This is a genomic window from Streptomyces sp. CB03234, from assembly GCF_001905885.1.
In the GTDB taxonomy this organism is placed as follows: domain Bacteria; phylum Actinomycetota; class Actinomycetes; order Streptomycetales; family Streptomycetaceae; genus Streptomyces.
Genome location: NZ_LIYH01000002.1, coordinates 916,500 through 929,567, shown reverse-complemented (window position 1 = coordinate 929,567; position 13,068 = coordinate 916,500). Strand labels below are relative to the sequence as shown.

The window sequence follows — 13,068 nt, the reverse complement described above, 5'->3', positions numbered from 1 at the left end:
GCCTTCCGTGAAAGGGGTTGGGCTGTCGGTCCGGCTTACTGGAAGACGAAGCCCATGACGATGCCGATGAGGGCGAGCGCCTCACAGAAGGCGAAACCCATGATCTGGTTGGTACGGATCAGACCGGCCGCCTCGGGCTGGCGGGCGAGGGCCTGGGTGCCGTTACCGAAGATGATGCCGACGCCGACGCCGGGGCCGATGGCCGCGAGGCCGTAGCCAACAGCGTTCACGTTGCCGGAGACGGTGTTCTCGGCGGCGAGGGTCTGGAGAACGGACATGCCGGATCTTCCTTCTCTTTCAATGACCCGGTGGGGGTTGGCCACCGGATGACTGGGGGTCTTGAGGGGAGGGGCTGGCTCAGTGGTGCTCGGAGAGCGCGCCCTGTACGTAGCTGCACGCCAGGAGGACGAAGACGTACGCCTGGACGGCCTGGATGAAGAGCTCGAAGGCGGTCATCACGATGACCATCACGAAGGAGGCGCCGGCGTAGACGAAGCCGAGCCCGTTCATGAGGTACCACGTGGCCAGCGAGAACATCACGAGAAGCATGTGGCCGGCGAACATGTTCGCGAAGAGCCGGACCGCGTGCGTGAAGGGCCGGATGATCAGGTTGGAGAGGAACTCCAGCGCCATCACCAGCGGGAGGATGGCACCCAGGCTCTTGTCGTAGCCGAGGATGTTCTTCCAGCCGCCCACGAAACCGTGCTTCTTGAACGTGAGGCTGACCCACGTCACGTAGACGATCAGGGCGAGGCCGGCCGGGAAGGCGATCAGCGAGGTGACCGGGAACTGGGCCAGCGGAATGATCGACCAGAGGTTGAGGATCCAGACGAAGAAGAACAGCGACACCATGAAGGGGACGTACTTCTCGCCGTCCTTCTTGCCGATGATCTCGTAGACGATGCCGCGGCGGACGAAGTCGTACCCGGCCTCACCGACCATCTGGACCTTGCCGGGCACCAGCTTCGGCTTCGCGAAGGCGGCCCAGAAAAAGGCGACGATCAGGATCGAGCCCAGGAACGCGAGCAGCATGGGCTTCGTGAACTCGAAGCCGGCCACGGTGGCGATGGGCTCGTACATGAACGAGTGGAGGCCCGGTGCCGGGAAGCCACATCCCTTGATGAAGAGGTGACAGCTCGGGTCGAAGGCAAGCGTCTGGTCAGCACTCACCGCGGGCTCCTTCAGCGTGGCGCATAGGTACGGCAACCTCGTTGTGTCGGCGCGGCACGCAGCCGCGGGTCGGCACTGGACTGGTCTTACGGATGGGGGGGCGGCGGTTCGGCGTCGAGCCTCGCGCTGGGACAGGCGTCAGCTCGGATGCCCGCGCCCGCAGTGCCGCAGTTGGCACCGGACGATAGCAGCATCGTGAACGCGCATTTATCCCGGCCCTACTCCTCACGTCGACGGCCCCGTCTTCTCGGGCTTCGAGCCCTTGTCGGACGCGGGGTCCACGTAGAGGATCTTGGCCTTCATGTAGGCGCGGGCCTGGGCCGCGACCCAGACGATGGTCGCCGCGAGCAGCGTGAAGGCAAAGGCCTTGAAGTCGAACAGCGAGGTGTTCTTCAGCAGGGCCATGATCATGAACAGCAGCAGCAACTGGGCCATGTAGAGCATCAGCCCCATGGCCTGGAAGAGCTGGGGCAGCGACTTGGCCGTCCGCTGGAGCACCACCAGCCCGATCCCCATGAAGAGGACGACCACGAGCGTGCCGGCCACGGCGCCGAGAGCCCCCTTGCCGCCGGCGACCACACCGCTCACCACGGTGGCGACAGCGCCGGTGGCGAGGGTGGGTACGGCGGCGTACAGCAGGGTGCGTGCGTCGTTGGACGGCATGGCGGCATCTCCGCTTGCTGGTGGGGGCAGTGGTGTCGTCATGGACGAGCGTAAGCCCGGTCCGAGGCGTGCTCTCGGGGGCCGAGGAACCGTCGCACTACGGTCCTTCGGCTCTGTCGCCGGGTCTCGTGAACGGTATCACAAACTATTTGATGAGGTCTTTACCCTGAGGTGTGCTGACTCTCACACATGAGAGTGACCCTGCGCGTGTGTGCAGGACAGCGGGCCGGTTTACGTGGTATTGGCCGCGCTTGTGAGGCCCGTCAACCGCGCGTTCCGGCCTTCCGCCGGTCGTGGAGCTCGGGAAGGGCGCTGAGGGCGGTCGCCCCGTTGACCCCCGCCGGGACCGGTACGCGTTCCTCCTCACCGTACGAGGGGGACGGCGCCGCCGCCGCGGCCACCGGCTCCACCTTGCGGCGGCGGTAGCGCGGCGGAACGAAGGCCTCCGCCCAGCGCGGGGCGCGCGGCGTGAAGCGCGGCAGCAGCAGCAGGACGAGTCCGATGGCGCTCAGCGCGACGATGACCAGCACGATCCACATCGACGCCGAGTGCACCGAGTACGCCAGCGTCCCGAAGGCGATCAGCGCCGACCAGAAGTACATGATCAGCACCGCCCGGCTGTGCGAGTGCCCGATCTCCAGCAGCCGGTGGTGCAGGTGCCCCCGGTCGGCCGCGAACGGCGACTGGCCGTTCCACGTCCGGCGCACGATCGCCAGGACCAGGTCCGCCACCGGGATCGCGATGATCGTCAGCGGCAGCAGCAGCGGGATGAAGACCGGCAGCGCGGCGTGCGTGGCCTCCCGGGTCGAGCCCTCGAAGATCTTCAGCGCGTCCGGGTCGACCTGGCCGGTGATCGAGATCGCGGAGGCGGCCAGCACCAGGCCGATCAGCATCGAGCCGGAGTCACCCATGAAGATGCGCGCCGGGTGCATGTTGTGCGGCAGGAAACCCAGGCACATGCCCATCAGGATCACCGCGAACAGCGTCGCGGGGGCGGCGGCCTCGATGGTGAAGCCGTACCAGATCCGGTAGGCGTACAGGAAGAACGCGGCGGCGGCGATGCACACCATGCCGGCGGCCAGACCGTCGAGGCCGTCGACGAAGTTCACCGCGTTGATGGTGATGACGACCAGGGCGACCGTCAGCAGCGTGCCCTGCCACTGGGTGAGCGCGACCGTGCCGATGCCCGGGATGGGCAGCCACAGGATCGTCAGGCCCTGCATGACCATCACGCCCGCGGCGATCATCTGGCCGCCGAGCTTGATCAGGGCGTCGATCTCGAACTTGTCGTCCAGCACGCCGATCAGCCAGATCAGGGCCGCGCCGGACAGCAGCGCGCGTGGCTCGTTGGACAGCTCGAAGACGCTGTTGAGGTTCGTCAGGTGGTCGGCGACCAGCAGCCCCGCGCACAGCCCGAAGAACATGGCGATACCGCCGAGCCGCGGCGTCGGTTCTCGGTGCACGTCCCGGGCGCGGATCTCCGGCATCGCGCCGGCCGCGATGGCGAACTTCCGCACCGGGCCGGTCAGCAGATAGGTCACCGCGGCCGTGACACAGAGCGTCAGCAGGTAATCACGCACGGGCTGCCCCACAGGAATCGCTGGCCATCTCAGCCCCACACCCTAGCTCTGCTCTGCCCATGGTTGAGGACACACGGGTGCCGCGGGCGGTTGCACGGCCGCTCTTCTACCCCCGATACGGGGGAAATCGCTCGGCCAGTTCACGTACGTCCGACCGGACTTTTCCGGCCGCCTCCTCGTTCCCGCGCAGCGCCGCCGTGAACAGCGCGGCGATCCGCTCCATGTCCGCGGCGCCCATGCCCTGGGTCGTCACGGCGGCGGTACCGAACCGGATGCCGCGCCCGTCCCCGTACGGCAGGGCGCAGGTGTCCAGCACGATGCCGGCGGCCGCCAGGCGGGCCTTGGCGGCGCGCCCGTCGATGCCCAGGGGCGCCGGATCGGCGGTGATCAGGTGGGTGTCGGTGCCGCCGGTGGTGATGGCGAAGCCCTCCTGGGCGAGCGCGTCCGCGAGGGCGCGCGCGTTGGCCACCACCTGATGGGTGTACGCCGCGTACGCCGGTGTCGCCGCCTCCGCGAACGCCACCGCCTTGGCGGCGATCGTGTGCATCTGGGCGCCGCCCTGCGTGAACGGGAACACCGCGCGGTCGATGCGCTCGGCCAGCTCGCCGCCGCACAGCAGGAGGCCGCCGCGCGGGCCGCGCAGTACCTTGTGCGTGGTCGCGCAGACCACGTCGGCGTACGGGACGGGGTTGGGCGCGGCCCCGCCCGCGACGAGCCCTATGGGGTGGGCGGCGTCGGCGATGAGGCACGCCCCGACCTCGTCGGCGATCTCGCGGAACTCGGCGTAATCGATGTGCCGGGGGTACGAGATCGAGCCACACACGATCGCCTTCGGCTTGTGCTCGTGGGCGAGGACGCGGATCTGCTCGTAGTCGAGGAGGCCCGACTCGGCGTCGACGCCGTAGGGGACGAAGTCGAACCAGCGGCCGGAGAAGTTCGCCGGCGACCCGTGCGTGAGGTGGCCGCCGTACGCCAGGCCCATCGCCAGCACCGTGTCACCCGGCCGCAGCAGCGCCGCGTACGCCGCGAGGACGGCCGAGGAGCCGGAGTGGGCCTGGACGTTGGCGTGATCGGCACCGAAGAGGGCGGTGGCCCGCTGGACGGCGATCCGCTCGGCGGCGTCCGCGTACTCACAGCCCCCGTGGTACCGGGTGCCGGGGTAGCCCTCGGCGTACTTGTTGGCGAGCGGCGACCCGAGCGCGGCGAGCACGGCGGGCGAGGCGAAGTTCTCGGCGGCGATCAGCTGCAGGCTGTCGGCCTGCCGCCGCCGCTCGCCCGCCAGTACGTCGGCGATCTCCGGATCCTGCCGTCGCAGGACGTCGACATCACGCACATCGGCAGCAGCAGCGGTGACCGGCATCAGTGGCTCCATGCGTGGGCGGGCCCCGTCTCCCCCAATGTAGGCCCGCGAACCGCTCCGCGCCCCGCCAACGCCACATCACCGCCGGGTCGGCACCCCGGTCAAGGCCGTGACCACCCGGGCCCCATCCCCGACGGAGCCCGTCGCCCGTCAGCGCCGGGTCGGAACGCCCGTCAGGGCCGTGACCACCGGATCCAGGCCTGCTGGAGCTCCTCACCGATCGAGCGGAAGAACGTGATCGGCGCACCGTACGGATCGTTCACCTCGTCCGCCTCCGCGCTGGAGGGAAGCAACCAGCCACGCAACGCCGCCGCGGCACGAACCAGGGCGCGAGCGCGTTCCACCATGCCGTCGCTGAGAGGGTCCGGCAACCTGGCCGGAACCCAATCCCCCACGCGCCCCTCGCACTGCTCGGCCCCAGAGGGCCTCACAGGCTTCGGGAGCGCTGCGCCGGCCTCCGGCCGACGGAGCCGCCCCCGTCAGCGCCGGGTCGGAACGCCCGTCAGGGCCGTGACCACCGGATCCAAGGCCTGCTGGATCTCGTCACCGATCGAGCGGAAAAACGTGATCGGCGCACCGTACGGATCGTTCACCTCGTCCGCCTCCGCGCTGGGAGCAAGCAACCAGCCACGCAACGCCGCCGCGGCACGAACCAGGGCGCGAGCGCGTTCCACCATGCCGTCGCTGAGAGGGTCCGGCAACGTGGCCGGATCTATCGCCCGTACGAGGCGGGTGAACTCCTTCAGGGTGAACGTGCGCAGGCCCGCCGAGTGGCCCATCGAGATGACCTGGGCGCGGTGGTCGCGGGTCGCCGTCAGCACCAGGTCGGCGCGGATGACGTGCTCGTCGAGCAGCTCGCGGCCGACGAAGCCGCTCGCGTCCGCGCCGAAGTCGGCGAGGACGATCTCGGCGTTGGCCTCCATGGGGGCGCCCTCGTGGCCCCAGGTGCCAGCACTCTCCACGATCAGCCCACCGCCCATGGGGTCGCCCAGGCGGGAGCACAGGGCATGGCGGGTCAGCCGCTCGGTGATCGGCGAGCGGCAGACGTTGCCGGTGCTGACGTGGAGGATGCGGAACGAGTTCTCCGTGCCTATGCCACGCCCCTCAGGGGCGGTCAACTGGCCACCTCGAGATCGGGTACCACCTTGCGCAGCTCGTCCACGGACAGGGCGCCCGCGCGCAGCAGGACCGGGACCTCGCCGGTGACGTCGACGATCGACGACGGGACGATGCCCGGCGTCGGGCCGCCGTCCAGGTACACGGAGACGGAGTCGCCGAGCATGCCCTGCGCGGCGTCGCAGTCCTCGGGCGCCGGGTGGCCGGTCAGGTTGGCGGACGAGACGGCCATCGGGCCGACGTCGGTGAGCAGCTCGATGGCGACCGGGTGCAGCGGCATCCGGATCGCGACGGTGCCGCGCGTGTCGCCGAGGTCCCACTGGAGCGACGGCTGGTGCTTGGCGACCAGGGTCAGGGCGCCGGGCCAGAAGGCGTCGACGAGCTCCCAGGCCTGCTCGGAGAAGTCCGTGACGAGGCCGTGCAGGGTGTTCGGGGAGCCGATCAGGACAGGGGTGGGCATGTTGCGGCCGCGTCCCTTGGCCGCGAGCAGGTCCGCGACGGCCTCGGCGCTGAAGGCGTCCGCACCGATCCCGTACACGGTGTCGGTGGGCAGCACGACGAGCTCGCCACGTCGGACGGCGGACGCGGCCTCACGCAGGCCGGTCGTGCGGTCGGTCGCGTCGTTGCAGTCGTATCGCCGTGCCATCAGCGGGCCTCCCATTTCATGGTCACTCGGTTCACCGCCGGGACGCTCGAGCGTGCGCCCACGGTCGATCGTGCTCGGTCCCCTCGGGACCTCCGCGCGCTCTCCCTTTCGGCACCGGCGCTCCCCGGCTCACTCGTTCCGGGCGCCTCCGGCGCCGCTGCGCACCGTGCCGTCATGGCGTCGCCTTGCGCGCGGTCGCGAAGCGCGGGCGGTTGTTCAGGTCGGGGTGGTCGGCGGCGTCCGCCCAGCCGGCCTCCTCGTTGAAGATCCACGGCACCTGGCCGCCCTGGGTGTCGGCGTGCTCGACGACGACGAGGCCGCCGGGGCGCAGCAGCCGGTGGGCGGTGCGTTCGATGCCGCGGATGGTGTCGAGGCCGTCCTCGCCGGAGAAGAGCGCCATCTCCGGGTCGTGGTCGCGGGCCTCGGGCGCGACGTACTCCCACTCGGTGAGGGGGATGTACGGGGGGTTGGAGATGACCAGGTCGACCTGGCCGTCGAGCTCGGGGAGGGCCGTCAGGGCGTCTCCCTGGTGGACGGTGACCCTGGACCCCTCGGCGTTCTTGCGCGTCCACACCAGCGCGTCCTCGGACAGCTCCACGGCGTGCACGCGCGAGCGCGGCACCTCCTGGGCCATGGCGAGCGCGATGGCGCCGGAGCCGGAGCACAGGTCGACGATCAGCGGCTCGACGACGTCCATCGCCCGTACGGCGTCTATGGCCCAGCCGACGACCGACTCGGTCTCGGGGCGGGGCACGAAGACACCGGGGCCGACCTGGAGCTCCAGGTAGCGGAAGAACGCCCGCCCGGTGATGTGCTGGAGCGGCTCGCGGGCCTCGCGGCGCGCGATGGCCTCCCAGTAGCGGGCGTCGAAGTCCGCGTCCTTGACGTTGTGCAGCTCTCCCCGCTTGACGCCGTGCACGAACGCGGCGAGCTCCTCCGCGTCGAAGCGCGGTGACGGCACGCCGGCGTCGGCCAGCCGCTGGGTGGCCTGGGCCACTTCGGCAAGCAGCACACTGCGGGGGCTTGGGGGTCGCCCCCCAAAATGTTGCTGCACGCTGGTCCTCCGGGCTGAGCAAATATCGAGTGTTACTGGGCGGCAGCGAGCTTCGCGGCGGAGTCGGCGTCGACACACGCCTGGATCACCGCGTCGAGCTCCCCGTCGAGCACCTGGTCCAAGTTGTACGCCTTGAAGCCGACCCGGTGGTCCGAGATCCGGTTTTCCGGGAAGTTGTACGTCCGGATCTTCTCGGACCGGTCGACCGTACGCACCTGGCTGCGGCGCGCGTCCGCGGCGTTCTTCTCGGCCTCCTCCTGGGCCGCGGCGAGCAGCCTGGAGCGCAGGATACGCATGGCCTGCTCCTTGTTCTGGAGCTGGCTCTTCTCGTTCTGGCAGGAGGCGACGATGCCGGTCGGCAGGTGGGTGATGCGTACGGCGGAGTCGGTGGTGTTGACGGACTGGCCGCCGGGCCCCGAGGACCGGTAGACGTCGACGCGCAGGTCGTTGGCGTGGATCTCGACGTCGATCTCCTCGGCCTCGGGCGTCACCAGGACACCGGCGGCGGAGGTGTGGATACGGCCCTGCGACTCGGTGGCGGGCACGCGCTGCACGCGGTGCACCCCGCCCTCGTACTTCAGCCGCGCCCAGACGCCCTGGCCGGGCTCGGTGGCACCGTTGCCGCCCTTGGTCTTCACGGCGACCTGGACGTCCTTGTAGCCGCCCAGCTCGGACTCGGTGGCGTCGATGATCTCGGTCTTCCAGCCGACGCGCTCGGCGTACCGGAGGTACATGCGCAGCAGGTCGCCGGCGAACAGGGCGGACTCGTCGCCGCCGGCGCCCGCCTTGATCTCCAGGATGACGTCCTTGTCGTCGCTGGGGTCGCGCGGGACGAGCAGCAGCCGCAGCTTGTCGGTCAGCTCCTCGCGCTGCTTCTCCAGCTCCCTGGCCTCGGCGGCGAAGTCGGGGTCGACCTGCGCGTACTCACGAGCGGTCTCGATGTCCTCGCCGGTCTGCTTCCAGGAGCGGTACGTGGCGACGATCGGGGTCAGCTCGGCGTAGCGCTTGTTGAGCTTGCGGGCGTTGGCCTGATCGGCGTGGACCGAAGGGTCGGCAAGCTTCTTCTCGAGATCGGCGTGCTCGCCGATCAGTTCCTCGACCGCCTCGAACATCGGGGGCTCCTGGTTTTCAACGAAATGGCTGCTGTGGAAGACGGCAAAGCGCCGGTCCCGGCCACCCCGGCGACGCGGGGCGGCCGGAGACCGGCGCAATGGCTCGCTACTTGGCGGAGCCGGCCTTCTTGCCGAAGCGGGCCTCGAAGCGGGCCACACGGCCACCGGTGTCGAGGATCTTCTGCTTGCCCGTGTAGAACGGGTGGCACTCGGAGCAGACCTCGGCACGGATGTTGCCGCCCTGGATCGTGCTACGGGTGGTGAACGACGCGCCACAGGTGCAGCTGACCTGCGTCTCGACGTACTCGGGGTGGATGTCGCGCTTCAAGGGTGTCTCCTAGTTTCGGGAGGGCGCCGGGTCGCACGTGCGGGCTGCGCGTGCGTGAACCGGGGCCGACGTACCAGTCTGCCAGGACCGGCCGTATCTCCCAAAACCGGGGGGTGGCCGGATCTATTCCGGGCTACTTGACCACGCCGTCGGCGTGTCCCTTGGCGGCGTCCTTGGTGGCGGAGGCCGGGATCGGCCGGTCGGCCTTGAGGGCGGCCCACACCTGCTGGGACTGGGCCTCCAGCGGGACGACGCGGTTGAGGTCGGCGGGGTCGTACCGCACCGGCAGCGTGATCATGTGGACGTCGTCGGCGCCGAGCTGTTTCAGGCCACCGGCGAAGTCGGCGAGCTCCTTGACGGAGTCGAGCTCGGAGTCGGGGGTGATCGCCTTGGTGGCGGTGTCGGCGAGGTCCCACAGCTTCTTGGGGTTGGTGAAGACACCGACGCTCTTGGCCTGCTCGATGAAGGCCTTCATGAACGCCTGCTGGAGCTGTATGCGGCCGAGGTCGCTGCCGTCGCCGACGCCCTTGCGGGTGCGTACGAGGCCGAGGGCCTGCTCGCCGGTGAGGGTGTGGGTGCCCGGCGCCAGGTCGAGGTGGCTGCTCTTGTCCTTGATCGCCTCGGTGGTGGTGACCTCGACGCCGCCGAGCTCGTCGATGAGCTTCTTGAAGCCGGTGAAGTCGACCTCGATGTAGTGGTCCATGCGGATGCCGGACATCTTCTCGACGGTCTTCACCGCGCAGGCCGGGCCGCCGACCTCGTACGCCGTGTTGAACATGGCCTTGCGCTCGCCGGGGACCGTCGCACCCGTCTTGTCGGTGCAGTCGGGCCGCTCGATGATCGTGTCGCGCGGTACGGAGACGACGCTGGCCTTCCGGTGGCCCTCGTCCAGGTGCAGGATCATCGCCGTGTCGGAGCGGGCGGCGCCCTCGTCCCTGCCGTACGCGCCGTTGGCGCCGGAGCGGGAGTCGGAACCCAGGACCAGGATGTCCATGGAGCCGTTGTCGACGTTCCGGGGGCGCTCGTCGTCACGCAGCTGGGCGTTGATGTCGACGCTCTGGATGTTGCCGTTGAGCGTGAAGTAGACGTAGCCGAGCCCGCAGCCGCTGACCAGCACCAGCCCGGCGGCGGACCACGCGGCGACGGTGAGCGCCCTGCGTCCCTTGGCCGGTTCGCGGCGTCGGCGTCCGGTGGCGCGTATTCGGCTGGTCTTCCCCTGCTCGGCCATGTTCTCCTCAGTCCCTCGCTGGTTCCGCTACCCCCAGCCGTGGTGATCAGGCGTGGTGATCAGGCGCTGCTGACCTGTCAGACGGGGAGGCGGACCAAAGGGTTGCACGGCCGGCTAAGAGGTACTTAAGAAGGCGCTGTGCCCACCGCGCGGGTGCGCGATGGGCGCAGGCAGCTTCTCACCTGTGGTTTTGCCGGGAGCCTGCCGCGTGCGCCAGACGCGGTCGGCGGTCGGCGGCGTGGCGAAGCTCGCAGGGGGATGTCACTTCTCGAGCCTGAGTGCGAACGCGCAGCCGACGATCTGTTCGTACTTCTCGCCGTCCTGCTCGTACTGGAACCGGCAGCCCTGCCCCTTCTCCCGGATCGGTCCGGTGATCTTCAGGTGCGCCGCGTAGTAGTACCCGCTGAAAGAGTTGGGCTCCACGACCACTCCGGCCGCGGAATGGTCCACGAGCCGGCTGAACCGCGGCATGTGCGGGACGCCCTCCTTGGCGAGGAGGGGCACCCCGTCCGTGTCGTCCAGATCGAACGCGGGATAGCCCGCGACCTCCAGGCCGGCGGGCACGTCGATCAGTTCCACCTTGGTGATGCGCAGCGGCCGGCTGCTCTGGTTGTAGGGCAGCGGCAGGGCGAACCACCACTCCTCCCCCACCCGCGCATGGTCGTATCCGACCGTTCCCTGCGCGTGCTGTCCGCCATGGATCGCCTCCCCGGCCCGTCGGCCGTCGAACGCGGGCGAGCCCGACCACCCGGCCAGGAACCCCACGGCGACCACGACGAGGGCGAGCACAATCTTGGTACGCATGGGAGAGCGGCCTTCCGCTTGGTCTGGCGCGACTGTGCCCGCCGTGCGGGTGCACGGCGGGCACAGGGGCGTTGCTGGGGTGGACCGGCTCAGCCGAGCAGGTTGTACGCCTGCCAGCCGCTGCCGAAGTCCTTGCGGGCGAGGAAGCCGCCCTTGCCGCTGCCCGGGTACAGCCAGAGCTTGCCGGCCGTGTCTCGGGTCAGGACGTCGGCGACACCGTCGCTGTTGACGTCACCGGTGGTGACCAGGGCGTTCATCGAGCCGAAGGCGCCGACGAGGACGGGCGCGGCCCACGGCTTGGTGGCGACGCCGGTGCCCTTGTACAGGTAGGTCTTGCCGTCCGTGGCACGGGCGAAGATGTCCGGCTTGCCGTCGCTGGTGAAGTCACCGTGACCGCGGATCATCGTGAACTTGCCCCAGCCGGTGCCGACGGAGACGGGGGCGTTGAAGCCACCGTTGCCCCGGCCCGGGTAGACGCGCATGGTGCCGGCCGAGTCGACCGCGACCATGTCGGGCAGCTCGTCCCCGGTGACGTCACCGGGGGTGAGGATCGCCTTGTGCTTGCCCCAGCCCTTCGCGACGAGCTTGTGCTGCCACTCTTCGGCGGCGGGGACGAAGTGCGACCAGTAGATGTCACCGTTGTAGCGGTTCAGGATGTCCGCGTAGTCGTCCCGGTCCAGGTCGTTCTGCAGCGCCAGCGTGTAGCCGCCGAAGTAGCCCATGTTCTCCGTGCGGCTCAGCGAGGTGACCCTCGACGTCCACGCGAACATGGTCGAGTCCGACGCACGGCGGGCCAGCAGGTCCGCGGTGTGGTCGTAGTTCCAGTTGGCGTCGTCGACGCGGGACTGGATCGGCGCGGAGTACGTGGAGACCTTCGCGTACACGCCGTACTTGCCGGCGGCCGAGCAGTTCTCGTCGCCCCACGACACGATGCCGACGAGGCGGCCGCTGACGACCAGCGGGCCGCCGGAGTCACCGTTGCAGGTGGTCTCGCTGGTCTCGTCGCTGCCGGTCGGCGCGGCGCCGGCGCACAGCATGTGGCCCTTGATGAAGCCGTCCGGGTAGGCGGCGGCGCAGTTGCTGTCCGAGACGATGTCGGCGTCGGCCACCTTCAGCGTCTGCGAGGCGCTGTTGGGCTCGGTGGAGCTGGTGCGGCCCCAGCCGTAGACCTTGCCGTCCAGGCCCGCCTGGTACAGCGCGCCGTCCGTCGGCTGCGCGAGCGGCAGAGGCTTGACGGTGGTCGGGGCGGTCAGTGTGAGGACCGCGACGTCCGCGTCAAGCGTGTACGGGCTGTACGCCGGGTGGTTCCACTGCCGGTAGGCGCCGAAGAGCTGACCGCCGTGGAAGTTCCACGAACCGTCGGCGTTCTCGGTGGGCAGCTGGTCGGTGCCGGTGATGACCGTACCGTTCTGGTACCACTTGATGCCCTTGACGCAGTGCGCCGCCGTGGCGACCTTCGTCGGAGCGATCACGACGCCGCCGCAGAAGTACCCGGCGCCGGTGGCGTCCGAGAAGTGGAGCTGCGCCATCCAGGGCGCGGCCGAGATGGTGGTCTCGGAGCCGCCGATGATGCGGGCGCTCGGGGCGCTGCCGCTGTCGGAGGCGGCGGCGTCCGGCTGCTCGACCAGGGAGCGCTCGCTCTTGGCGTCGCCCTCCATCGCCTTGGCGGCGCGCTGGCGCAGCTCTTGCTGCGGCGGCTGCGAAGGCTTGTTCATCTCCGCGCTGATGCGGGGGGCCTCGCCGGCCTCCGCGGAGTCCGAACCGGTGACCGCGATTCCCGCTCCCACCAGGGCGACGACTGCGGCCGCGGCCGGCAGCGCCAGTGTCATACGGCGCCGGTGACGGCCGCCGCGCGTGCGTATCTGCACTGAGTAAACCCCTTGGGTCGACCCGGCGAAGCACGATTGCCACGCCGGAAGAGTCCATGACGATGGCGGGGTACGGCTGGTGTGCGGGCAGCGAGCCGGAAAACCCCCCTGGCCTCGGCTCGTGCTGCGCGGCGGAATC

13 protein-coding genes and 1 pseudogene are annotated in these 13,068 nt (G+C 69.7%); all 14 read right to left on the bottom strand.

Translation table 11 applies throughout. The features are described 5' to 3' along the window. Nucleotides 1–35: 35 nt before the first annotated feature. The 14 genes and pseudogenes from atpE to AMK26_RS11150 all read right to left on the bottom strand — a co-directional run bounded on the left by atpE (nucleotide 36) and on the right by AMK26_RS11150 (nucleotide 12,929). Entirely contained in the window at nucleotides 36–278 is a 243-nt protein-coding gene (atpE, locus tag AMK26_RS11215) for an ATP synthase F0 subunit C (RefSeq protein ID WP_023586533.1), read from the bottom strand. Between the two features lie 79 nt (nucleotides 279–357). Then, a complete protein-coding gene (atpB, locus tag AMK26_RS11210) occupies nucleotides 358–1,170 on the bottom strand; it encodes a F0F1 ATP synthase subunit A (protein WP_073754360.1) in 813 nt (270 codons plus the stop codon). Between the two features lie 225 nt (nucleotides 1,171–1,395). Then, nucleotides 1,396–1,833 carry a hypothetical protein gene (locus AMK26_RS11205; protein WP_073754359.1) on the bottom strand — a complete coding sequence of 146 codons (438 nt, stop codon included), beginning with the start codon at nucleotides 1,831–1,833 and terminating at the stop codon, nucleotides 1,396–1,398. Between the two features lie 263 nt (nucleotides 1,834–2,096). Beyond that, complete coding sequence (locus AMK26_RS11200) at nucleotides 2,097–3,413, bottom strand: MraY family glycosyltransferase (protein WP_073754781.1); 1,317 nt, start codon at nucleotides 3,411–3,413, stop codon at nucleotides 2,097–2,099. A 106-nt stretch (nucleotides 3,414–3,519) separates the two neighbouring features. Beyond that, complete coding sequence (gene glyA, locus AMK26_RS11195; RefSeq protein ID WP_073754358.1) at nucleotides 3,520–4,773, bottom strand: serine hydroxymethyltransferase; 1,254 nt, start codon at nucleotides 4,771–4,773, stop codon at nucleotides 3,520–3,522. Nucleotides 4,774–4,923: 150 nt separating this feature from the next. Continuing rightward, a pseudogene (locus AMK26_RS11190) lies at nucleotides 4,924–5,153 on the bottom strand (protein-tyrosine-phosphatase); the annotation flags it as partial. Between the two features lie 99 nt (nucleotides 5,154–5,252). Then, entirely contained in the window at nucleotides 5,253–5,891 is a 639-nt protein-coding gene (locus tag AMK26_RS11185; RefSeq protein WP_073754357.1) for an arsenate reductase/protein-tyrosine-phosphatase family protein, read from the bottom strand. Next, entirely contained in the window at nucleotides 5,888–6,535 is a 648-nt protein-coding gene (locus tag AMK26_RS11180) for an L-threonylcarbamoyladenylate synthase (protein ID WP_073754780.1), read from the bottom strand. Before AMK26_RS11180 ends, AMK26_RS11185 begins: the two co-directional genes overlap by 4 nt. Nucleotides 6,536–6,707: 172 nt before the next feature. Then, a complete protein-coding gene (gene prmC / locus AMK26_RS11175; protein ID WP_179166411.1) occupies nucleotides 6,708–7,589 on the bottom strand; it encodes a peptide chain release factor N(5)-glutamine methyltransferase in 882 nt (293 codons plus the stop codon). A gap of 32 nt (nucleotides 7,590–7,621) precedes the next feature. Then, nucleotides 7,622–8,701 carry a peptide chain release factor 1 gene (prfA, locus tag AMK26_RS11170; RefSeq protein ID WP_073754355.1) on the bottom strand — a complete coding sequence of 360 codons (1,080 nt, stop codon included), beginning with the start codon at nucleotides 8,699–8,701 and terminating at the stop codon, nucleotides 7,622–7,624. Nucleotides 8,702–8,807: 106 nt separating this feature from the next. Next, nucleotides 8,808–9,029 (bottom strand): 50S ribosomal protein L31, encoded by a 222-nt coding sequence (gene rpmE, locus AMK26_RS11165; RefSeq protein ID WP_073754354.1) that lies wholly within the window; start codon nucleotides 9,027–9,029, stop codon nucleotides 8,808–8,810. A 133-nt stretch (nucleotides 9,030–9,162) separates the two neighbouring features. Continuing rightward, entirely contained in the window at nucleotides 9,163–10,257 is a 1,095-nt protein-coding gene (locus AMK26_RS11160) for an LCP family protein (RefSeq protein ID WP_073754353.1), read from the bottom strand. 261 nt (nucleotides 10,258–10,518) lie between these two features. Further along, nucleotides 10,519–11,061, bottom strand: a complete 543-nt coding sequence (locus tag AMK26_RS11155) for a hypothetical protein (protein ID WP_073754352.1) — start codon at nucleotides 11,059–11,061, stop codon at nucleotides 10,519–10,521. An 89-nt stretch (nucleotides 11,062–11,150) separates the two neighbouring features. After that, nucleotides 11,151–12,929, bottom strand: coding sequence for a trypsin-like serine protease (locus AMK26_RS11150; protein ID WP_241837859.1), 1,779 nt, complete (start codon nucleotides 12,927–12,929; stop codon nucleotides 11,151–11,153). Nucleotides 12,930–13,068 lie beyond the last annotated feature (139 nt).